At 49.7% G+C, this 21,312-nt stretch carries 19 protein-coding genes; 9 read left to right on the top strand and 10 right to left on the bottom strand.

Annotated elements, in window-relative coordinates; translation table 11 throughout:
• Window positions 1-333: 333 nt before the first annotated feature.
• Genes HMPREF1548_RS08335 through HMPREF1548_RS08325 form a run of 3 tightly spaced genes read right to left on the bottom strand, consistent with a single transcriptional unit; the run spans window position 334 to window position 3,214 of the window.
• Window positions 334-1,944 carry a hypothetical protein gene (locus HMPREF1548_RS08335; RefSeq protein WP_021635524.1) on the bottom strand — a complete coding sequence of 537 codons (1,611 nt, stop codon included), beginning with the start codon at window positions 1,942-1,944 and terminating at the stop codon, window positions 334-336.
• Entirely contained in the window at window positions 1,937-2,650 is a 714-nt protein-coding gene (locus HMPREF1548_RS08330) for an ABC transporter ATP-binding protein (RefSeq protein ID WP_021635523.1), read from the bottom strand. Before HMPREF1548_RS08330 ends, HMPREF1548_RS08335 begins: the two co-directional genes overlap by 8 nt.
• Before the next feature lie 45 nt (window positions 2,651-2,695).
• The gene (locus tag HMPREF1548_RS08325; protein WP_021635522.1) at window positions 2,696-3,214 is read right to left on the bottom strand and encodes a helix-turn-helix domain-containing protein; all 519 of its coding nucleotides are present in this window, start codon (window positions 3,212-3,214) and stop codon (window positions 2,696-2,698) included.
• 255 nt (window positions 3,215-3,469) lie between these two features.
• Here HMPREF1548_RS08325 and HMPREF1548_RS08320 point away from each other — a divergent pair, with 255 nt between their 5' ends.
• The 4 genes from HMPREF1548_RS08320 (at window position 3,470) to HMPREF1548_RS08305 (ending at window position 8,800) form a co-directional block, all read left to right on the top strand.
• The gene (locus HMPREF1548_RS08320) at window positions 3,470-3,919 is read left to right on the top strand and encodes an HIT family protein (RefSeq protein WP_021635520.1); all 450 of its coding nucleotides are present in this window, start codon (window positions 3,470-3,472) and stop codon (window positions 3,917-3,919) included.
• A 39-nt stretch (window positions 3,920-3,958) separates the two neighbouring features.
• On the top strand, window positions 3,959-4,864 hold the full coding sequence (locus HMPREF1548_RS08315) for a hypothetical protein (RefSeq protein WP_035321574.1): 906 nt from the start codon (window positions 3,959-3,961) through the stop codon (window positions 4,862-4,864).
• A 287-nt stretch (window positions 4,865-5,151) separates the two neighbouring features.
• Complete coding sequence (locus HMPREF1548_RS08310) at window positions 5,152-6,984, top strand: ABC transporter ATP-binding protein (protein ID WP_055725879.1); 1,833 nt, start codon at window positions 5,152-5,154, stop codon at window positions 6,982-6,984.
• Window positions 6,971-8,800 carry an ABC transporter ATP-binding protein gene (locus tag HMPREF1548_RS08305; protein WP_021635517.1) on the top strand — a complete coding sequence of 610 codons (1,830 nt, stop codon included), beginning with the start codon at window positions 6,971-6,973 and terminating at the stop codon, window positions 8,798-8,800. Before HMPREF1548_RS08310 ends, HMPREF1548_RS08305 begins: the two co-directional genes overlap by 14 nt.
• Before the next feature lie 68 nt (window positions 8,801-8,868).
• Here the strand turns inward: HMPREF1548_RS08305 and HMPREF1548_RS08300 are convergent, their stop codons facing one another.
• From HMPREF1548_RS08300 to HMPREF1548_RS08290, 3 genes are all read right to left on the bottom strand, one after another.
• Window positions 8,869-11,316, bottom strand: coding sequence for an ATP-binding cassette domain-containing protein (locus HMPREF1548_RS08300; protein WP_035321573.1), 2,448 nt, complete (start codon window positions 11,314-11,316; stop codon window positions 8,869-8,871).
• A gap of 64 nt (window positions 11,317-11,380) precedes the next feature.
• Window positions 11,381-12,145: an SDR family oxidoreductase gene (locus HMPREF1548_RS08295; RefSeq protein ID WP_021635515.1), complete on the bottom strand. Its 765-nt coding sequence runs from the start codon at window positions 12,143-12,145 to the stop codon at window positions 11,381-11,383.
• The gene (locus HMPREF1548_RS08290; RefSeq protein ID WP_021635514.1) at window positions 12,146-12,766 is read right to left on the bottom strand and encodes a TetR/AcrR family transcriptional regulator; all 621 of its coding nucleotides are present in this window, start codon (window positions 12,764-12,766) and stop codon (window positions 12,146-12,148) included.
• A gap of 348 nt (window positions 12,767-13,114) precedes the next feature.
• On the opposite strand from HMPREF1548_RS08290, the gene HMPREF1548_RS08285 reads away from it, so the two are divergent.
• Entirely contained in the window at window positions 13,115-14,044 is a 930-nt protein-coding gene (locus HMPREF1548_RS08285) for a hypothetical protein (RefSeq protein WP_035321572.1), read from the top strand.
• An 81-nt stretch (window positions 14,045-14,125) separates the two neighbouring features.
• On the opposite strand, the gene HMPREF1548_RS08280 is transcribed toward HMPREF1548_RS08285, so the two are convergent.
• Complete coding sequence (locus HMPREF1548_RS08280) at window positions 14,126-14,677, bottom strand: rhodanese-like domain-containing protein (protein ID WP_021635511.1); 552 nt, start codon at window positions 14,675-14,677, stop codon at window positions 14,126-14,128.
• A 425-nt stretch (window positions 14,678-15,102) separates the two neighbouring features.
• Here HMPREF1548_RS08280 and HMPREF1548_RS08275 point away from each other — a divergent pair, with 425 nt between their 5' ends.
• Together HMPREF1548_RS08275 and HMPREF1548_RS08270 are read left to right on the top strand one after the other, a co-directional pair.
• Window positions 15,103-15,774, top strand: coding sequence for a response regulator transcription factor (locus HMPREF1548_RS08275; RefSeq protein WP_021635509.1), 672 nt, complete (start codon window positions 15,103-15,105; stop codon window positions 15,772-15,774).
• A gap of 27 nt (window positions 15,775-15,801) precedes the next feature.
• A complete protein-coding gene (locus tag HMPREF1548_RS08270; RefSeq protein WP_021635508.1) occupies window positions 15,802-17,178 on the top strand; it encodes a sensor histidine kinase in 1,377 nt (458 codons plus the stop codon).
• 123 nt (window positions 17,179-17,301) lie between these two features.
• Here the strand turns inward: HMPREF1548_RS08270 and HMPREF1548_RS08265 are convergent, their stop codons facing one another.
• Genes HMPREF1548_RS08265 through HMPREF1548_RS08255 form a run of 3 tightly spaced genes read right to left on the bottom strand, consistent with a single transcriptional unit; the run spans window position 17,302 to window position 19,639 of the window.
• Entirely contained in the window at window positions 17,302-17,817 is a 516-nt protein-coding gene (locus HMPREF1548_RS08265) for a zf-HC2 domain-containing protein (protein ID WP_021635507.1), read from the bottom strand.
• Between the two features lie 3 nt (window positions 17,818-17,820).
• Complete coding sequence (locus tag HMPREF1548_RS08260; protein ID WP_021635506.1) at window positions 17,821-18,345, bottom strand: RNA polymerase sigma factor; 525 nt, start codon at window positions 18,343-18,345, stop codon at window positions 17,821-17,823.
• 49 nt (window positions 18,346-18,394) lie between these two features.
• The gene (locus HMPREF1548_RS08255; RefSeq protein WP_051358343.1) at window positions 18,395-19,639 is read right to left on the bottom strand and encodes a lysophospholipid acyltransferase family protein; all 1,245 of its coding nucleotides are present in this window, start codon (window positions 19,637-19,639) and stop codon (window positions 18,395-18,397) included.
• A 259-nt stretch (window positions 19,640-19,898) separates the two neighbouring features.
• Here HMPREF1548_RS08255 and HMPREF1548_RS08250 point away from each other — a divergent pair, with 259 nt between their 5' ends.
• Together HMPREF1548_RS08250 and HMPREF1548_RS08245 are read left to right on the top strand one after the other, a co-directional pair.
• Window positions 19,899-20,429 carry a ferritin-like domain-containing protein gene (locus tag HMPREF1548_RS08250; protein WP_021635504.1) on the top strand — a complete coding sequence of 177 codons (531 nt, stop codon included), beginning with the start codon at window positions 19,899-19,901 and terminating at the stop codon, window positions 20,427-20,429.
• A 121-nt stretch (window positions 20,430-20,550) separates the two neighbouring features.
• Window positions 20,551-21,294: a PepSY domain-containing protein gene (locus HMPREF1548_RS08245; protein ID WP_021635503.1), complete on the top strand. Its 744-nt coding sequence runs from the start codon at window positions 20,551-20,553 to the stop codon at window positions 21,292-21,294.
• Window positions 21,295-21,312: the final 18 nt, after the last annotated feature.

The raw sequence follows: 21,312 nt of genomic DNA, 5'->3' as shown, positions 1-21,312 counted from the left end.
CGCCGAAATGAAAGAACGGCCGGACGGCCGGATACTACAGCAGCATAGATACTGCTGTGTGATGGAATAATAATAACATACTATTTTAATATTATCAACACAAAACTAAACGTTTTTTTAAAAGCTTTTCTGAAGTTTTAAAAAACTGAGAGAAAACAGCCCCTGTGTCAGAAATTTTTTCTTTCCCCCACAAAGCTTCAGTTTTCCCCCCACCACCAGGATTCCTGATTTCCTATGCCCTTTCCTGCAAAAACTGCTGCCCCACATACCATCCGGAACTCTTTAAGAGCTTTCCGTCTGATATCCGGGGCAGCAATGTCCTCCTAAGGTTGTTTATCCAATTTTCCGCAGATCACATCTTCTGTTCTTTCCATAAAGAATAACGGTTATCAGTAAAACAAGCACCGTCACCCCTCCCAGGAAAAGGTCGGCCGGAACCCCTGCCAGCGCAAAGCGCAGTCCGATAGGAACCAGGGCCAGCAGCATTCCTCCCAGAACGGATACAAAAGTGGAAGCGCTCTGCTTTACTACCGTAGTTTCATTGTCCCAGTTGAATACCGGCATTTTCAGGTTAATGGTAATTCCCAGAACCGAAGAAAAACACGCATAGGCCAGCGGAACCAGGAATACCCAGACAGGCTTCAGGCCCCCGGTCTGTCCGGAAACCGTCAGAATCGTTCCTGCCAGCAGAATGGAAGGCACGGCAAGCGTCAGATTCACCAGCATTTTACCATCCAAAATCAAACCGGAGGGAATGGGCAGCGACCTGAGAATCCACCACTGCTTTCCTTCTATGGAAATGGAGCTTGAGGTAGTGCCCCCCATCATCACCATCAGTGACAAAAGAAAGGGGAGCATGCTTCCCAGGCTGACAGGCAGTGTGCCTCCCACCCCTTCCAGCTGCAGATAGCTTTCCAGCTTATCCATCCCTGCCGCCGCAAGCCCAATCGCTGCCGCTACCATAAGTATATATCCAACCATCGTATTCATTACGTATATATTAGAGGCAAAATATCGCTTTATCTCCTTTTTGTACAAAGCGCCCAGCACGGAACGCTGCTTCAGGCTCTGCAGCCTGTAATTCTTCTTTGCCTCATGCGTACGCAGCGCACTGCTTATCTGTACATACTTCCACTGCACCAATGCGATGAACAGGAGGAAAATCCCCATGGATATGGCCGCAAATCCGGCCAGCGCCGCCGGATTTGCGCCGGTAATCCCCGCTGTATACAGACCGGTCAGCGGATACATGCCATTTACCTGCTCTACTGCACCGCGTATCATCCCCGCCATATCCTGAAGCTCCATATTTTCCGCCCGTGAGGAAAAAAGCATGGTTACCGCCAGGATTCCCAGGGTAAAAGTCATGGACAGTAAAATAATCACCAAATTTTTACGCCGCACGCGGGAACCAATGGCCATGATTAAAGTTCCAATCAGAGACGCCACTGTCAGGGGAACCAATGGGACAAAAAAGAGGCTGATAAACATCCGTACATAAACAACAGGGGAAGGTGCCGCCGTCAGGCCATATACCGCGCCTGCCGGCGCTATAGTAAGCGCCGACAAAAGCAGGGAGCTCAGATACATATGAAGCAAGCGGCTCATAATTATCGCCGACGGCTTCAACGGAAGGGCCGTCAGCATCTCATAATCCCCGGCGGCAAACAGCACCGGTCCCGCTTTGAACAGGGTAAAGATGAAAATAGCCATACTCGACACCGCAACCACAAAGCCGGGAACGCTGTCCTGTGCCCCGGAAACACACAGAACCCACGCTGCCCCCGCGACATAGAAGGCAAGCAGCCCCCCGCAGAATATGAAAATGCACAGCATGAAAACCAGCTTTCGTTTTTTCCCCGAATCCCTGCAATGCATGACTTCATTGATTCCGAAGTCCTTCAGCAGCTGAATCCTTAACAGACGGATACTCGTGCTAATCATGTCTGACCACCTCCATAAATACTTCCTCCAGTGATTTACCCTGTGTCAGCCCGGCAGTTTCGCCGGCAGCCACCAGCACCCCTTCCTTGATGATGGCGATTTTATTACACAGCTTTTCCGCCACATCCAGCACATGCGTGGAAAAGAAAATAGCGCTTCCCTCCTCACAAAGGGCATGCATATTCTGCTTGAGCACCACGGAGGCGGAAGGGTCCAGCCCCACAAAGGGTTCATCCAGCACCAGAAGCCGGGGCTTATGAATCAGTGCGGAGATGATGGCCAGCTTCTGCTTCATGCCGTGGGAATAAGAAGAAATCAGATCGCCCAGGCTTTCCGTGATTCCGAACTGCTCCGCATATTCCCCGATCCGCTCCGTCCTTACCGCAGAAGGAATCTGAAAAATATCCGCAATAAAATCCAGATACTGAATACCGGTCAGATGTTCATACAGGTCCGGATTATCCGGTATATAAGCCAGAAGGGATTTGCATACAAGCGGCTCCTCCTTTACGGAATGCCCGTCAATGCGGATTTCCCCTTCCTCAAAATCCAGGATTCCCACTACAGCCTTAATGGTCGTGGTTTTCCCCGCGCCGTTGTGGCCTATGAAACCGTAAATATCCCCGGGCAGGATTTCCAGGTTCAGGTTGGATACGGCTTTTTTCCCGCCTTTATAGGTTTTTGAAAAATTGATGATCTCTAACATAATATTCTCCTATTCTTCCTGACAGTTCAGTTAACCGGAGCGCCACTACTCTTCCTCGCTTGGAGAAGAGATCAACGTAAACCGCCTGATTTTCCGGCCTTCCTCCGGTTTGTTGTAAATATAATCGTTGAATACCGCCCCTATTTTAGCGGTCATCTCCATAAATTCCTCATCGGTAAGAAGCAGAGTGGAGGTGGACAGGCTCAGCAAATCCTTCCTCGGGTCGTTCTCCTCCTGTGCAAAATAGCGGGAAAAGGAAGCGGCCAGAGAAAAGAGCGCCGCCTGAATCATCTGCGCCGCACCTTCCCGGCTGTACTCCCCTACCGGATTTTTTACCAGCGCATAGGTTTTTTCCACCGTTCCCCGTATCTTACGCTCCCGTACGACCTCAATCCCACCTGCTTCATACAGTATTTTGATATGCCGGTACAGGCTGGCCGGCGGAATATCATTCAGCTCTTCCCTGATGGAGGATACCGTGCCTTCCTCATGAAGAATCAGATACTGAACGATGCGCTGCCTTACGGGATTCATAATTATTTTCGTAAAATCCTGCTGATTCATTGGCTCATATCCTTTCTGCTGCAGTATCAATTATTATCATAAATGGTATTATTATCATATATGATATTGTTTTGTTATCCTGATAGTATCACTTTCGCTTCACTGTGTCAAGCAATTAATACAATAATACAATTAACAAAACAGAACCCTTCCTATGGAAAAAGTACGGCCTTCCATTCCCCGGTACGCCATGGTAAAATAACAATAAAACAACTTTGAACAACACAAAAATTTTCAGCACGGAGGGCTGTCTGCATGAATGACTGTATGATATGTGAAAGAATTGACTGGATTAAAGCAGGGAAAAACCCATATTTTGTAAGAGAACTTAACACAGGCTATGTGGTTATCGGCGACTATCAGCGGATAAAAGGATATACGCTCTTTCTGTGCAAAGAACACGCAACGGAGCTGCATTTCCTGGAACAAGCCTTCCGAATGGAATTTCTCCGGGAAATGTCCCTTGTGGCAGAGGCGGTTTATAATGCATTCCAGCCGGATAAATTAAATTATGAGCTTCTCGGAGCCGGAACCGGACGTCACATGCATTGGCATATTTTTCCCAGAAGATCCGGAGACACCCCCACAGGAGGACCTGTCTGGAGCCTGGGCGCACAATTGTCAGAAGATAAATATCTTCCCTCAAAAGAAGAACTGGAAGCATTAAAATCACAGCTTAACAAAGAGCTTGATAAACTTTTATAGAAAATGCCCGCAGCCGCTGCGGCAGACGGAGGTCGCCTGATGAAGAAAAAAATATGGGAAGCTGCAGTTTCCCTCCTGCTCATCCTCTCCCTCGCCCTGAACACCGCTCTTCTCTTTCTATGTATGGATTTGAAAAAACAGAACGAACTGCTACGCACTGATGTCTCCTCCATCCCCCGGCAGATTGACAACAGCGTCCAGCTCGCTGTCAGCCAGATTCAGGCGCTCCAGGAGGAGGAGCAGAAAATCACCTCCTATTCCTCCATTGAATTCGGTGAGCTTGAGAACGGGAAGGCTGCTGTCCATGTCAGGGCTGCTCTCCGGGAAACCACAGCGGACACCAGTGTACGCATCAGCTGGTCAGACGGAAATGATGGCGGGACAGTCCCGGCCAGTTTGTCGCAACAGGGCTTTTTTACTGCGGATTTATCCATTCCCGTTACCAGCCGCAGCGCCGCCATCAGTCTGATTTGTACCCGCGACGGTGTGGACACCACAGAAATCCTGGACGAAGGCCTTTCCGTTTATTCCCACTATCTGATCGATTGGCAGGCCTATGGCTCTCTTAACTGGTCCCGCACAAGCGGAAGCCAGACGGCAACGCTAAGCTCCAATGTGCAGGTCAGCTGTGATGCCCCTGGAAATAACCATGGCGTAAAGGCCATGCTGTCTCTTTACCAAAACGACGTGCTGCTCACCTCGGATACCCTGTTTGAGAATGCACAAGGCGTGTCCGGTGACGCCGCTTATCTCACCACCGATGCCACACTGAAAGATGGTGACAGCTTCAGCCTGCAGCTTGTCATCACCGACAGCCTGGGTTATACCTATACCCGGACGCTGGATCGGCTGATTGTGGAAAACGGAGGCACACAGCTGACCTCCGACCCTTCCCTGGACAGAAATGCCGGAATGCAGGTGAGCGCGCCCAGCTCAGGGACCTGAATTCAGGCCAAAATCCGCCGCTGAAGGCGACTTGGGATAGATTCCGGCAGTAACTGCGAAGCAACTGCCAGTTACAAATAATCTATGGAAAACAGACATTGCAAAGCACCGCTGACGGCAAGGCCGATCGGCGGCGCTTTTTTTACATAAATTCCATTTCACGCGGCTGGCTGCAGTTTATCCCCGCCTGGATTTCTGCCGTTTGTGCCGGCACGCATACCATTCGTGCTGATGCTGACATTTGGCCTGTACCTGCGGTATACTTTGACAAGAGGAGGAGATACATCGTGAAAAAGAAGAAAGAACCCCTGAAATACCATATTTTTCAAAACATCACCTTTTTGCTGAAATGTATCCGCAGGGAGCATCCGCTGCTGCTTATCTTCATCATAATGCAGGTAATTCTGTCGGTGATTTCACCGGTATTTGGCATCTATATCCCGAAAATCACGCTGGACCTGGTGATGGGCAGCGCGGATACAGCACAGATTTTTCTGGTGCTGGGAGGTTTCGGCATTGTCATGGTCCTGTCGATGGCGTTGTCAGGAATGGCAAATGAAGGTAAGTACATCATGTACAATGATATGCGCCGCTATTACCAGATGGAGCTTTTCCTGCAGTCCTTAAGCTGCGATTACAAAAACGTGGAAAGCGAAGAAGGACAGACGAAGTATCAGCGGGCCATGTCAACACTGCGTAACGGCGACTGGTCGGGCACCTCCATTATGATCGTTTCCTCCATTGACATTGTGGTGAGCCTGTTGTGTTTTTTCATTTACTCCGGAATTATGTCTTCCCTCAGCCCCTATATGGTACTGCTTCTTATCGTGCTGTCGCTCATCAGCCTGTTTGGCACCAGGCAGGCGCAAAGCTATGAGTATAAACAGAAAGATTTAACAGCGGCATATGAAAAAAAGCTGTCCTATGTTATCCGTACGGGAAGCAATGCAGCGTTCGGAAAGGACATGCGGCTCTATCATGCAGGAGGCTGGTTTCAGGAGCTGCGCGGCAGCCTGATAGAGGGAAGCGCAAAGCTGGCGGGCAAAATCCAGGACAGATATTTCGCTTCCGGCGTTGTGAACGCTTTCGTCCTTTTCCTGCGGGACGGCATCGCCTACTCCTATTTGATATACGCCGTTTCCGCAGGACAGATTACGATACCGGAGTTTACCCTGTATTTTGGCGCTGTCACGGCTTTTTCCGGCTTTGTCAACGGCATCGTAAACAATCTCAACGAGCTGAACGGCGCTAATCTGCAGATGAATTCCATGCGCGCCTTTCTGGATAATACCAATGATCCGGAACCGGAAACTCCCCTGGCACTTTCGGATTTGAAAGAATATTCCATTGAATTTTGCGATGTCTGTTTTTCCTACGGAACGGATACCGGCTTCGTGCTGGATCACTTTAACCTTAAAATCAATGCCGGAGAAAAGATCGCCCTGGTAGGCGTCAACGGCGCCGGAAAAACCACGGTGGTAAAGCTGCTCTGCGGTTTTTACAAACCTGATTCCGGCACAATTTTAATCGGCGGCCAGGATATAAACAATTTCCGGAAAAAAGATCTGCTGAAGCTGTATGCCGCCGTTTTTCAGGACATCTATATCCCGCCCTTCACCGCCGCCGAGAATGTTTCCATGCAGGAGCTGAAAACAACAGACCGGAACCGTGTGAAGGAATGTCTTGTCAAAACAGGGCTTTGGGAGCAGTTTTGCGGGCAGCCAACAGGCATTGACACCCCCATGACAAAGGAGATAACGGACGGCATCGTTTTATCAGGCGGCCAGCAGCAAAAGCTGCTCATGGCAAGGGCGCTTTACAAAGACGCGCCCATCCTGATTCTTGACGAACCCACCGCAGCCCTTGACCCTATCGCGGAAAGCCGGACCTACGAACAATTCCACGAAATTGCATCGGATAAAACTGCTGTCTATATCTCCCACCGGCTGGCTTCCACCCGCTTCTGCGACAAAATCGCATTTTTAAACAATGGGAAAATCACAGAGGAAGGCACACACGACGAACTCATGCAAAAGGGAGGCACTTACAGCCAGATGTTTGCACTGCAGAGCCAGTACTATCAAAACAAGGAGGTAGCGGAGACTTATGCTGAAGCATAATAAATTAAAGCCTGTGGGCATTGCGATCAGACTTATGTGGAACATGGATAAATGGCTGCTCATTCACAGCATAATCACGTCCGTAATTGAAGCGGCAACCCCTTTTGCCGGGATTCTCCTGTCCGCCTATATTCTGGACGGGCTGCAGGCCGGGGAAGAATTTACTGAAATCATATCCGTTTCCCTGGCCTCTGTGGCCGTTATTTTCTTGCTGACGGTGCTGAAAGCTTATTTTTCCAAAATACTAAATGTACATATCGGTATGTGCGGCAAAAGATACGATACCCTGATGAGCATGAAAACCATTTCCATTGATTATCCGCTGCTGGACAGTCCTGCCGTAAACGATATCCGCGTCAGGATCCGGCATGACAACGACTGGGGCGCCGGCTTTTATTCCCTTGTATGGCAGCTGCCATATCTGCTGAACAGCCTGATATCCACCTTCGTTTCCGTAGTACTTATGCTGCCGTTATTTATGGAAGGACATTTTTTCTCAGATACCCCGGCAATACTACTGCTTCTTTCGCTGGGCGCCATCATCGCCTTCAACCTCTGGTTTACCTCTGTTAAAAACAAAGAGCTGTACCGCCTGCTGGACGATCCTTCTCTGGATAAAAGCTATCTTGGCTATTTTTTATGGAATGATCAGGATTATCATTATGGAAAGGACATCCGCATCTATGATGCAAAACCACTGATTAAAAGCAAACTTGACGGGGACCTTGTGATAAAGAACCGATGGATAAAACAGCTGGTAAGCAACAATATGAAATCCGGCTTTTTCAGCAATCTGTCCGCCGGAACGCTTCAAATCATCTCGTATATTTTCGTAGCGCTCCGCGCCGCGGCGGGAACGCTGACTGCGGGAGCCGTTGTAAAATACGCAGGCATTATCTACCGTTTTTCCCAGTCGGTCACCAACGTCTTCAACGCGCTGGAGGAATACGCTGTCTCCTCCAACCGGCAGCTTTCCACGCTGGAATATCTGAATATCAAAGATGTGCTGAAAAAAGGCACGCTTCCCGTGGAAAAACGCGCCTTCTGTGATGGCAGCGACAATGAATATGAAATTGAATTCCGGGATGTATCCTTCCAATATCCCGGCTCCGATACCTGCGCCCTGCGCCATATCAACCTGAAATTCCGCGTTGGCGAGCGGCTGGCGGTGGTTGGTATGAACGGCTCCGGAAAAACCACCTTTATCAAGCTGCTCTGCCACCTTTACGATCCCACGGAAGGAGAAATCCTGCTCAACGGCATTGACATCAGGAAATATGATTATGAGGAATACATGAAAATCTTTTCCGTGGTCTTTCAGGATTTCAAGCTGTTTTCCTTTTCCCTGGGACAAAATGTGGCTGCGGATATGGATTATGATACGAAACGGGTGGAAGCCTGCCTTGATGCGGCCGGGTTTGATAACCGCCGTACCTCCATGCCTGACGGGCTGAAGACATGCCTGTATAAGGACTTTGAGGAAAACGGCGTGGAAATCTCCGGCGGCGAAGCGCAGAAAATTGCGCTGGCCAGGGCGCTTTATAAGGATGCGCCGTTCATTGTGCTGGATGAACCCACCGCCGCCCTTGACCCAATCGCAGAGTCGGAAATTTATTCAAAATTCAATGATATCGTGGGAAACAGGACCGCCATCTACATCAGCCACCGCCTGTCCTCCTGCCGGTTCTGCGATGAAATCGCCGTTTTTGACAACGGTCAGATCGTACAGCTGGGGAGCCACGAGGAACTGGCGGCAGATACCGGGGGAAAATACCATGAGCTGTGGAATGCCCAGGCGCAGTATTACAATAGTTAGTACTATGACTCTGCTTCCATAAAAAAGTGAAGCAAAACACCGTTGCCCGGAGGCAGCGGTGTTAATTTTTACAGATATTCTGCCGTTGCGGTATGACCGGCCCGCTTCAGCTCCTCCGGCGTTCCTTCAAACAGGATACATCCCCCCTTCTCCCCGCCCTCCGGACCCAGGTCAATCACCCAGTCGCAGCTGCGGATGAGCTGCTGGTTATGTTCCACCACAACTACCGTATTTCCCGCATCTGCCAGCCGGTTCAGAAGCACCAGAAAATGATCGATATCCTGGGGATGCAGCCCCGTAGTGGGCTCATCCATAAGATACAGGCTTCTCCTTCCCTGAGGCGTTCCCACAAGCTCTCTGGCCAGCTTCAGCCGCTGTCCCTCGCCGCCTGATAATGTGGTAAGTGACTGCCCCAGCTGCAGATATCCAAGGCCTACAGCCTGAAGGAGACTGAGCGTTTTCCTGATTCTGGCCTGTTCAGAAAAAAACTCCGCAGCTTCATCCACCGACAAATCCAAAACCTCCTTCACCGAAAGGCCCTTATATTTTACCGCAAGGATCTCTTCTTTGAAACGGTTCCCTCCGCAGACCGGACAGACCACCTGCGTATTGGCAAAAAACAGCATATTGTTGTCCACATACCCCAGTCCCTCACAATTCCCGCATCTGCCCCCGGCCGTATTAAAGGAAAAATGCTTTGCAGAAAAACCGGCGTTTACTGCGGCCTGCGTACCGGCAAAAACCGCCCGTATCTCTGTGTAAACCTCAGTATAGGTGGCCACATTCGATCGCTTCATCCTGGAAATTGACGCCTGCCCGATCTCAACCACCCGATTAAACTGTTCTTTGCCCAGCACCCGGTTTTTCTGTGTATCCGCCCTTCCTTTGGCAAGTACCTCAAAGACCAGCGTGGATTTACCGGAACCGGAAGGCCCGGTTACGCCGACCAGGCAGCCTGTGGGGATATCCACACAAAGCTGCTTTAAATTAAACATATCCGCATTTTCTATTCTGACCGCCCCGGCCGGTTTTCTGCACCGTGTATTCCAGGCGGGTTGACGGCACAGATATCTTCCCGTCACACTTTCTTTTTGTTGCTTTATCTCCTCCAGCGTCCCTTCCGCCACAATTTCCCCGCCGAATTTTCCGGAACCGGGGCCGATATCCACAAGGTAATCGGCAGAGGCGATTACATCCACATCATGCTCTATCACAAGCACCGTGTTATCCAAATCCCGGAGCCTTTTAAGGATTGCCACAAGGCCGGCCGTGTCCTTGGGATGCAGGCCGGCCGTAGGTTCATCCAGGATATAAATCAGCCCTGTGATCTCCGAATCCAGTGCAGCCGCAAGCCTCAGCCTCTGCAGTTCCCCGCCCGACAGAGTAACCGTCTGCCTGTCCAGAGAAAGATATCCCAGCCCCACCTTAAGGAAACGGCTGATCTTGGTTTCCATATCGGTCAGATAATCCCTCACAAATTCCATCTGTTTTTCATCCAGGGACGCATGCAGCTCCCGCACCCAGGCATACAGCCTGTCCAGGGAAAAAAGTGACAGCTGCGGCAGACGGATCCCCTGCACAGTTACCCTCCTGCTCAGCTCACAAAGCCGCTCCCCTCTACAGTCGGGACACTCCTTCACCTCAAAGTAATCCTCCAGCTGTTTTACGTCCCCGTCCTTATCCGCCAGCCGCCGCCATAATATGGGATATACGCCCTCAAACCTGCCTGCCGCCGTATTCTTAGGCGGCGTAATATGGGGGAAGGCCTGTTTTACTTCATCACTTTCCACTCCATAATAAAGAATTGCCTTTCTTTTATCATCAAACTGTTCCACCAAAGTCCCCGGCTCCACAGGAACCCCATAATGGGAAAATGCCTGGTGAAGCACAGAAAGCTGGTATTTCCCGTACTGCTTTTCCCAGTATTTTACCGCGCCGTCCTCCAAAGACAGCTTCTCATCCACTGCCCGTTCTTTTTTTATGGCATGAATCCTGCCCAGCCCTTCACAGGTTGGGCAGGCGCCTTCCCTGGTATTGAAGGAAAAATATGTGCGTGTTATCTTATCCATACGCCTGCCGCATTTACAGCAATACATGTACACATAAAAGTCATTTCCTTTTTTCTCCGTCTCCTCCCTGCAGCCGGCTGCCGAAATCAGCTCGCCGCAGTAAGGACATCTCCTGCTGCCCAGCTTTTCATAAACCATACGCAAATCCGTGTAAATATCCGACATGGTGCCTACCGTGGAACGGGGATTCCTGTTCGCATCCGTCTGGGTAATCACTATTGCCGGGGATGCGCCCCGCACGCGTTCCACCTTCGGCTTATGAATGCCCTGAAAGGCCATGGCTTCCAGATACTGCCTCTGGCATTCATTGTAGAGAACATCGATGAGAAGCGTGGATTTACCGGAACCGGAAAGGCCCGTAAATACCACAAGCTTATTTCTGGGGATGTCCAGCGAAATATTTTTCAAATTGCCTTCGGCGGCGCCGATAATTCTGATATCTGACATTTGGTCCTCCTTGGTTGTTGAAGATTTCCAGAAGTGCTGCATTCTGAAGTTACTATGATGTATTTCAAGTATTGCCTTCCCTCCCGGAAAGCGCCGCCATTTTTCCACTCATAAACCTGCCCATCCTCAATGAGAAAAGATAACACAGCTCCGTCTGCACCTTTTGAAGAAAGCTGTGGCAGATAACAAAGCCTTTGCCATTGATATTCTCCGCCAGCCCATATCCCACGGTTTTAGGATCCGCCTTATATTCCGCAGGGAAAGGGAACGGAGCCGAGGATTTCGTCCGCGTAAGTGGCGGATGGAGAATATGGAAGGTTATCCCCTCTTTCTCATATTCCAGGCTCAGACATTTAGCCAGCGCCTCCACTGCGCCTTTGCTGGATGCATAGGGACTGATATTCGCAAAACCCATCACGCCTACGCCGGAGCTTGTAAATACCACCCTTCCGCAATGCTGTGCCCTCATGTGAGGAAGCACCGCCCGGGACAGCCGCAGCGCGCCAAAATAGTTCACGTCAAACACTTCCTGATAAACCTCATCAGCCGTGTCGGCCATGGAATCAAAGGTACACCGGCAGGCATTATGGATCGCAATATCGATGGTCTGAAAGGAAGCTGCGATCCGGTTCACCGTTTCGACAACGCCGCCTGCGTCCCTCATATCACAGATACAGTCAAGCAGCCTGCCGGAATACTCCTTTTTCAATTCCCGCAGATTGTCATTTTCCAGATCCAGCACGGCAACGCAGTCCCCGTTTTGAAGGAATTTCTCCGCCATAAAATACCCAATTCCCTGATTTCCCCCTGTCAAAATTATGTTTGCCATTCAGACGCCTCCCATTTCTTTGAAAAATTCCGTGATATGTTCCTCTGCCTTTTCAAGGAAAAGCTTTTTCTTAGCTTCCGTCAGTTCTCCTCCCAACAGGTATCGCTGGAAAAAAAGATAAATCGGCGCGTAATATTTCAGCGCCAGATATTCACCGTCCGCCGCCGGAATACATTTTTTCTCAATTAATGCATTAAATATCCTTTCCTGAAACCTCAGCGGTTCTTCGAAAATCCATTTATCATATGCCTGCCTCATAGCCTCGCTGCCGCTGCGCTCCATATGCAGGAGCCTGATATAGCGATTGCAGAAATCATCCATCAGATAGTCATGGAAAAAAACTTTCGCTGCCGCGCCGCCGGATATACCGCTCCCGCCCTCTCCCTGCAGCTGCGCAACTGCGTCGTCCAGCCGCTGCATCAGCCCTCCCGCAATCATTTCAAACCGATTTCCCAGCTCCTCCAAAATAGCCCTCTTATTCGTAAAATGATAATAAACAGAGCTTTCCTTAATATGTACCTGCCCGCAGATATCCCTTATGGATACAGCGCTGAAGCCATACTGAGAAAAAAGCTGCAATGAAATATCCAGAATCCGTTCCTTTGTACTGTCTGCCGCCATCCTTCTCCCCTCCTCTAACAACTGTTAGGTGCATTATATCTAACATTCGTTAGGCTGTCAACAAAAAGTATAACTATTCCCCTTTCATTTATGACAAAATTATGATAAACTTAACCAACACCGGCAGCCGGATAATATGTGTAAATCCTATCTGCCCAAATCACCTTTTCTTCCTCTTATCAAATTAATTTATCTGTCCAGTCGGACACCTTTTCATTTTATTCTTTATTTCCACTATAAATTTAAAACAAAAGAAAAAGTAAGAATCGGTTGTCCGGTGTCGGATTTTCAGTTATAATTGAATGGAAGATAGACATTTACACATGGCTTACAGGAAAAGGAGGCCGTGTGCAGCAAGAACAAAAAAAGTCTGAACCACAGACGGAGTCCAGGAATCTTCATCATGAAGATTTGGCCCTGAAGACCGCCGCGCAGTATTTTGGCGAGGAACTGATGCCTCTGCTCGGAATTACCGGCAAAGCCAAATATGTTGCCCCAACCGAACTGATAAAGCTTGAGGCGCGGCAGATGTACCAGGATTTCAACTATGTATCGGCAGATAATACCTGGATCCATCTGGAATTTGAAAGTGATTCCATCACAACAGAGGATCTCAGACGCTTCCGGGAATACGAAGCAACCACCAGCCGTACCTATCATGTCCAGGTCATCACCTATGTTATCTGCTCTTCCCAGGTCAGAAAGCCGATAACAAAGCTGACAGAGGGCATCAGCATCTACCGGATAAAAGCCATCCGTCTGAAGGGCCGGAATTCGGATCGGCTATTCGCTCTTCTGGAGGCAAAAGAAAAGCAGGGAGTTCCTCTTGAAAAAGAGGATTTGGTTCCGCTGCTTTTAAGCCCTCTGATGTCCGGACGTCTGACGATTGGAGAAAGAATCGTAAAAAGCCTGCATTTTCTCCAATCTGCCCCAAATGCCGTAACGAAAACGGAACTGGAAAAAATGCAGGCCGTAATGTATACGTTGGCGCTTAAATTCTTAAGCAAAAAGGATTTAGGCAAAGTAAAGGAGATGATATTTATGACTGAACTGGGACAGATGCTGGTCGATGATGGAATTGAAATAGGGCTGGCCAAAGGCGAGTCAAAAATTGTAGCCATGATACGAAAAAAACTGGCAAAAGGCCTCACCATTTCCGCCATATCCGAAGAATTGGAACTGGACGGCACTTACGTCAAAAAAGTAATATCCCTGATATCCGAAGATGCCTCAAGAAACGATCTGGAAATAGCCGAAATCCTGATCAGCCAGAACTGATGAAACAAGAACGTCAAACGGCGGCTGCCCGCATGGACAGCCGCCGTTTTCCATAATACCAGTCATTCTTTTATGCCCGCCCTATTCTTCTCCGCTCACAGTATCATAAGGCCAGTCCATAATTCCTCCAAAATCATAAATCTGCGTATATCCTGCCTCCACCAGCTTTTTCGCCGCCTGGGCGCTGCGGTTGCCGCTCCTGCAGTATACCAGGATCTCCTTATCTGTATCCGGCAGCTGCTCCGGCTTACCATTTCCGATGGTTTCATTGGGAATCAGGATAGCCCCTGGGATATGGCTTTCATCGTATTCTGCCTGTGTCCTCACATCCAAGATGATAATCTCATCTCCCGAATCCATCCTCTTCTTTGCATCCTCTGCTGATATTTTATGATATTCCGCCCGCATTGTATCCTCCTGTTCTGTCTGCCCACTCTCACCCGGCAGCGCGCCCTGTCCTGCTTCCATGCCCTGTTCCGCTTCCATACCCTGTTCTGCCTGCACGCCCTCCGCCAATTGCTGCGTTTCCACCGTTCCGCTCTGCTTCCCGGCAGCTGCGCATGCAGTAAGCGTCCCCGCAATCACACCTGCTGTTATGATACCCGCCAGCCTTTTTTTCATTCTTTTCTTCATGCATTTCCTCCGTTTGCTGTACCGGTTAACCTGTTATACTGTAATTATATTAATTACAGTTATATTTGTCAACCCTTTCTTTTTCCAGGCAAAACTATAAGTAACAATTCAGCCTTCGGCTGAACTGTTACTGCATCCGCCCATTATAAGTCGCCTTCGGCGAGGGGCGGATACTGCTGCCACCACGTTTTCGCATGGTTTGCGCAGTAAATGCGCAAATCTGCCTGAACTGTTACAACTATAACCATATTTCCGTAACTTTTCCATTCCTTCACAGTTACTGCCAAAAATGATATACTTCAGACAGAAACTGCTGCTGCAAAATATTTTTAACCGGCCCTTTTTAATATTACTTTCATTATTCCCATGCAAAATTAAAAATAAGCATATACATCTGACACCATTAATAAAAAAAGGAGGCTCCCATGCGTTTACTGGTTGCAGAAGACGAAAAGGATCTGAACGATGTCATCACAAAAACTCTGATTAAAAACCACTACTCTGTGGATTCCTGCCAAAACGGCCAGGAAGCCCTTGACTGCCTGGCCATGGCTGAATACGACGCCATAATTCTGGATATCATGATGCCCGGGATAAACGGGCTGGAAGTGCTGAAGAAGCTGCGAAGCGCAGGAAATAAAACACCCGTGCTCCTGCTGACCGCGCTGGACAGCGTGCCCGACCGTGTAGCCGGACTGGATGGCGGCGCGGATGATTACCTGGTAAAGCCCTTTGCCTTCGAAGAGCTGCTGGCGCGCATCCGTGCCATGCTGCGCCGTGAAGGCGGCCGACCGGACAACTGCTACCGGATTGCCGACCTTGTTGTGGACTGTGATGCCAGGACCGCAGCCCGCGGCAACGTGCAGATCACCCTATCCTCCAAGGAATTCTCCATCCTTGAATATCTGATCTGCAATCAGGGCATTGTCCTGACCCGTGAAAAAATAGAACAGCATATATGGAATTACGATTACGAAGGCGGTTCCAACGTAGTGGATGTCTACATCCGCTATCTGCGCAAAAAAATAGACGACGGCTTCTCCCCCAAGCTCATCCATACGGTCCGGGGCGTGGGCTACGTACTGAAGGAAGCTTAAAACGAAGCCGCCAGCGAAAGGGATACGATGAAAAATTTATCCATAAAGCTTAAAATCACACTCTGGTATACCGTCTTCATGACCATCCTCATAATCGTCATACTCTGGCTTCTTTTTTCCATCAGCAGCAGCCAGGTGCTTTCCAATGCCCAGCTGCGGCTGAAGGATACGGTAACCAGAAGCTTTCATGAAATAGAATATGAGGACGGCGTCCTGGAATTTGACAAGGATATCAATTTCCTGGGAGAAGGCATCTATATTTCCGTTTACAGCGCGCAGGGCGCTCTGCTGTATGGCCGGACGCCTTCTTTATTCCACGGCGCCCCCATGCTTATCATGGATGAAATCCAGCAGGTGACCTCCGGCCAGAATCTCTGGTATGTCTACGATTACTGCCAGAAAATTGACGGCTACGGCAATCTGTGGGTACGCGGCATCGCCTCCCAGACACAGACGGATGCCGCCCTCCATATCCTGGTGCGGCTGGCGCTTATTTTCCTGCCGTTTTTCGTTCTCTGCATCGCGGCGGGCGGCTACCTGATCATCCGCAAAACCCTTGCCCCCCTGGCCGACATGACTGAGACTGCCCGGCAGATCAGCGAAGGGAACGACCTCTCCCGAAGGATAAGGGTAGGGGAAGGAAAGGATGAAGTCCACAAAATGGCCCATACCTTCGACCGTATGATGGATAAGCTCCAGGCCTCCTTTGAAAATGAAAAACAGTTTACCTCGGATGTCTCCCACGAGCTCCGCACCCCCGTAGCCGTCATCCTCTCCCAATGCGAATATGCTTCCCGGGAAGATACCACCCCTGAGGAAACCAGAGGCTGCATCCGGGCCATAACGAACCAGGCCCGCAAAATGTCCAACCTGATTTCCCAGCTCCTCACCCTGGCCCGCGCAGACAGCGGAAAGCAGCAGCTCCATCCCGAAATCCTGAACCTGAGCGAGCTGGCCGAAATCATAACGGAAGAACAGCGCAGCCTTGCTGCTGCAAGAAACATCACACTGGAAACCGATATCCAGCCCGATATCCTGTTTTGCGGAGATGAAACCATGATGATGCGCCTTTTCATCAACCTGATTTCCAACAGCATCACCTATGGACGGCAGAACGGCCATACGCTCATTACCCTTTCCTCCGGCAGCGGATACATTACCGGCTCTGTTGCCGATGACGGAATCGGCATTGAAAAGGATAAGCTGGATAAAATATGGAACCGTTTTTATCAGGTGGATTCCGCCAGAAGCTCCGGGGAACGGCAGGGTTCCGGCCTGGGGCTTCCCATGGTCAAATGGATCACGCAGGCTCACAAGGGCACAATTTCCGTGGAAAGCAGTCCCGGAGAAGGCACCCGATTCACGTTTACATTTCCCGCGCAGCCAAGAAATGCGGAAAAGTAACGTCTCCCCATAGCCGAACAGACAGGGGGCGGCACGAAGATATGCCGCCCCCTGCCCAGCACCTGTCTGCCCACATGTTTTTCACCCGGTGCCTTTACATCTGGTGTATTCCCCTCTGCCGCTTTATCCCATAATCAGGGAAATGAGCTTCGGTATCACCCCCACCAGCAACGGCACAATCACCGGAAGCAGCCATGTAAGGTTCCTCACCAGCCAGTTTCCTTCGCCCCGTTTCAGATAGCCTGCCTCTTTTTTATAATATTCCCCCTTCTTTTCATCATCAAAATACATATCATAGGCAGGGAACTGAAACAGCGCTACCACAAGCAGGCCGCTTAAGGTCGCCAGAAAAATCAAAGCGCCGTTCTCCCATCCGCCCATCAGGGCGATCGCATAAAAGCATGGCCAGAACATATACCACAGCGACTGAAACCATATCCTGCGCAAAATCCTTTTATTCGCCTTTACCTCCTCCGGCTTTGCCACCTCCACCGTTTTCCTGTAATCCTCATAGAGCCGCCTGCATTCATTACAGGTTTCCAGATGCTCCTCTATCACCGCCGACGTTTCCGGCGAAGTCAGTTCCTCCGAATAGTTAGGCAGCAAATCCTGTACAATATTACAAATAACCTCTTTCATACTTCAGCACTCCTTTCCCGGCCGGCCGTTTTCCGCTTCCTCAAGATAACGGATCAGCCTGCATTTGTCCCGCATAAAGGTCACACGCGCCCAGTTTTCTGTTCTTTGCAGCACGGTACCGATTTCCCGAAAGGAAAGCTCATTGACCAGCCGAAGCGCCATCAGCGAACGATGCGGCTCCTCCAGGGCATTTATATACGAAAAAACCCTGGCCGCCTGTTCCCTCTTCTCATACTGCTCCGCCACATCCGCGCCGCCGTGCGCCATTTCCTTCCAGTCCTCCCGCAGTTCCTCTGTTGCCGGATTTGCCCGCAGCCAGTGAAAATACTCGTGCCTGGCAATGGTAAAAATCCAGGTTTTTACCGGGCAGCTTCCCCGAAACCCCCGAATCCCTGAAATCACCTTCAGAAAAGTACTCTGACAGAGATCCTCTGCAACATGCGGATTGCGGCACATATACAGCAGGTACCTGTAAACATCACCGGAATACTCCCGGTACAGACTTTCTACTTCGTTTTGCCCCTTCATGTTCCGCAGCCCCCCTTTCACTTAATTAGAGTCTCCGGAATAATTTTTGTTACATCGGCACGCAAAATTTTTTCCTCTCATGCAGGTAAAAATATTCTCCGGCGAACTGTATCCGCGTGGGGGCAAAATCCGGCTCCTTCGAATAAATATAATAGCAGCAGTCCCTGTCTGACAGCACAATGCAGGCTCCCCGCCCTCTGTAATTATATTCTGTCTGCACGGACTCCCTGGAAACATGGTCGAACACAAGCGTCTTACCCTGCACCGAAAGCGTAAACCCTTTTTCCTCCTGAGTCAGCCTCCCCTCTCCCATGGGGATAAAACCGAAAGCATTGGGAAGCGCTTCCACACGGACAGACAGGTCACAGCGGTACTCTCCCCGAAAAATTTCCTCCTCCACGTTCCTGCGCTGCCACTCATACCAGTCGGGAATCCTCTGTGTTTCCCCTCCCCGCTGCAGCTGCCCGTACTCGTCCATTTCCCACTCCGCCCCGCAGGCGGAACAGCGCAGCACACAGCCGCAGCTCTCCATGCGAAAAGACGTTTTGCAGGCCCGGCACTGATAAAGCGCCATATGAAGCCCTTCCGCCCGGTTTTTATAACGGATGGCAATCCCCTTTTCCTTCTGCCAGCGGTATTCGTCATACTGTAATTTTTCCTCTATTTTCTGCTGAACCTCCTCATCCCCGGCCCTCTCCAGCTCCTGTGCCGTGTAAATACAGGTAAGCCTGGCCTCCATGGGCACCGTCCTTATGTGCTCTTCGTCCCAGAAGGGGCCTGCAAGATAGCTTCCGTGAACAGACAGCGTCACCACCGGCACCTTCATCAGTTTGGCCAGCTTTCCCATATTTCCCGGAATCCTGGAGGTGGTTCCCACATTGGAATGCCTGGATTCCGGAAAAACAGCAACAATCTGCTTTTTGTTATGTAAAGTGTAATAGATGTTTTTTACTACCGCCACATCGGAAACATATCTTCTCTTTCCAATACAGCCGATGCCCCGGTACAGCCATTCGCCAAAGGCAGCGAAGCCCTCCATATCCGATACATAATTCGCACGGTGAGGGAACAGTGCCAGCGGCGCAATATAATAATCGGAAAAACCCTGATGCGTGGAAAGCACAAGATAGGGCGGCCGGATATGCTCCATATTTTCTTTCTCGATTTTCAGCCTGAACCTCCTGGTCATCAGCCAGGAGGCGCCCCAAATGAGCGGCACCAGAAACGGATACTGCTTTACGGGCTTCTTATTCATGTCAAACGGTTTCCAGTTTTTCTTTTTATTATGAAGCATGATTACTCCTTTGTTATGTCCTTGCCATGCGTCCCCGGTACCAGCTACGGCATACGGGGCCAAGGCTCTGCGCCGTCGATTTTTCCATTCCAATACATCTGAAAAATGTAACAGGTCATTGTTCTATTTTAACATACGCCTGTAAATAAATATACTATCTCAAAAAACAGCCGATTTAAAACAAAGTAATTCTATATCCCTCTGCCTTCACATACAAATTACTAAATAATATCGATACTTTTTCCCAGGAGAACATCTCATGAACAACATCAAATACAGCATCTGCAGCAACCCTGACTGCATTCCGGTAATACACTCCAACTGGTATCCTCCCATCGCCGTTCAGGAAAAAAATCCACAGTACGCCCAGTTACTCATGCCTGACCTCGCATCTGCCGCCAGTGAAATGACCACCGTGCACACCTATCTGTACCAGTCCTGGACTATCGGAAATGATTATGAAACCATTCGCTGCGTCATAAAACGCCTGGCCGCGGTGGAACAGCACCACTATGCCATCATCGGCCAGCTGATTGCGCTTCTTGGCGGCGAACCGGAATGCCGTTCCACAATGAACAACTCCTACTGGTGCGGAAATATGATAAACTACAGCTGCGACCTTCGCACCCTTCTTTCCAATAACGCCAAATCAGAGTGTTTTGCCGCTCAGGCATATGCAGAACAGTCGCAGGAAATCAAGGATCCCTGCGTTTCAAAAATGCTCGCGCGCCTGTCGCTTGATGAAGAGCTTCACGTTCAAATATTCAATGATTTTTTACAGCAGATTTAATTGCCCATCCCCTTTCTGCAGGCTGCGGTTAAACAATAAATTTTTCTCCTTTTTAATTTTCCTTTAATCTTGACATTATAAGATTAGTTTAACAAAAGGGAAAATAAGAAAGGAGTTCATTATGAAAAAACATTTATTTCTACTGCCTTGTATGTTTGGAATATCAGCAGTCCTGCTCACAGCCTGCACAGGCCGGGACAACGAAAATACAGTAACCCAGGAAATCACCACCACCCAGGAAACATTGGCGGCAGGCGCTTCCGGCTCCACCGTTTCAGTCACGGAAAAACAAAACAGCGATACGCCGCTTCCCGCTGCAGGAGACAGTGTTCCCATAGCTGACAGCGGAATAAAGGCCGCAGCAGCCGCAGACGGAGGTACCGAAGGCCAGTCTGCTTATATCAGTGAAGAGGATGCCAAAAAAATTGCCCTGGAGCATGCCGGCCTTAAGGAAGAGGATATTTCCTATTTCAAAATGAAGCTGGATACCGATCACGGCGTTACAGAGTATGAGGTTGAATTTGTTTCAGGGAATACGGAGTACGATTACGACATTGACGCTGTTACCGGCGCAATCCGCAGCTTTGATTTTGAAACCCATAATGGGCATTCCGCCAGTTCTTCCGCATCTGGCGAAAACTCCGCCCTCCCGGCCGGCTCCATAAGCGAAGCCGACGCCAAGAAAATTGCACTGGAAAAGGTGCCTGGCGCCACGGACAGCAACCTGCGCATCAAGACGGATTATGATGACGGGATAATGAAATATGAAGTGAAAATCGTCTACAATGAAATGAAATATGAATTTGATATTGATGCGGCAACCGGAACCATCCTGGAATGGGAATCCGAATCAGTGTACGACTGATAAGGCTTTGCAGAGGGT

This window comes from Clostridium sp. KLE 1755, assembly GCF_000466465.2.
In the GTDB taxonomy this organism is placed as follows: Bacteria; Bacillota; Clostridia; order Lachnospirales; family Lachnospiraceae; genus Eisenbergiella; species Eisenbergiella porci.
Note: the sequence above shows the minus strand (reverse complement) of the source record. Positions and strands in the feature narration are given on the sequence as shown.

Bases quoted from the DNA above. Each gene is read 5' to 3' on its own strand.
- HMPREF1548_RS08255 (WP_051358343.1), bottom strand. From the start codon at position 19,639: ATGCTTCATAATAAAAAGAAAAACTGGAAACCGTTTGACATGAATAAG.
- HMPREF1548_RS08325 (WP_021635522.1), bottom strand. From the start codon at position 3,214: ATGAATCAGCAGGATTTTACGAAAATAATTATGAATCCCGTAAGGCAG.
- HMPREF1548_RS08330 (WP_021635523.1), bottom strand. From the start codon at position 2,650: ATGTTAGAGATCATCAATTTTTCAAAAACCTATAAAGGCGGGAAAAAA.
- HMPREF1548_RS08300 (WP_035321573.1), bottom strand. From the start codon at position 11,316: ATGTCAGATATCAGAATTATCGGCGCCGCCGAAGGCAATTTGAAAAAT.
- HMPREF1548_RS08315 (WP_035321574.1), top strand. From the start codon at position 3,959: ATGAAGAAAAAAATATGGGAAGCTGCAGTTTCCCTCCTGCTCATCCTC.
- HMPREF1548_RS08260 (WP_021635506.1), bottom strand. From the start codon at position 18,345: ATGAAGGGGCAAAACGAAGTAGAAAGTCTGTACCGGGAGTATTCCGGT.
- HMPREF1548_RS08275 (WP_021635509.1), top strand. From the start codon at position 15,103: ATGCGTTTACTGGTTGCAGAAGACGAAAAGGATCTGAACGATGTCATC.
- HMPREF1548_RS08265 (WP_021635507.1), bottom strand. From the start codon at position 17,817: ATGAAAGAGGTTATTTGTAATATTGTACAGGATTTGCTGCCTAACTAT.
- HMPREF1548_RS08280 (WP_021635511.1), bottom strand. From the start codon at position 14,677: ATGAAGAAAAGAATGAAAAAAAGGCTGGCGGGTATCATAACAGCAGGT.
- HMPREF1548_RS08290 (WP_021635514.1), bottom strand. From the start codon at position 12,766: ATGGCGGCAGACAGTACAAAGGAACGGATTCTGGATATTTCATTGCAG.
- HMPREF1548_RS08320 (WP_021635520.1), top strand. From the start codon at position 3,470: ATGAATGACTGTATGATATGTGAAAGAATTGACTGGATTAAAGCAGGG.
- HMPREF1548_RS08295 (WP_021635515.1), bottom strand. From the start codon at position 12,145: ATGGCAAACATAATTTTGACAGGGGGAAATCAGGGAATTGGGTATTTT.
- HMPREF1548_RS08305 (WP_021635517.1), top strand. From the start codon at position 6,971: ATGCTGAAGCATAATAAATTAAAGCCTGTGGGCATTGCGATCAGACTT.
- HMPREF1548_RS08270 (WP_021635508.1), top strand. From the start codon at position 15,802: ATGAAAAATTTATCCATAAAGCTTAAAATCACACTCTGGTATACCGTC.
- HMPREF1548_RS08250 (WP_021635504.1), top strand. From the start codon at position 19,899: ATGAACAACATCAAATACAGCATCTGCAGCAACCCTGACTGCATTCCG.
- HMPREF1548_RS08245 (WP_021635503.1), top strand. From the start codon at position 20,551: ATGAAAAAACATTTATTTCTACTGCCTTGTATGTTTGGAATATCAGCA.
- HMPREF1548_RS08335 (WP_021635524.1), bottom strand. From the start codon at position 1,944: ATGATTAGCACGAGTATCCGTCTGTTAAGGATTCAGCTGCTGAAGGAC.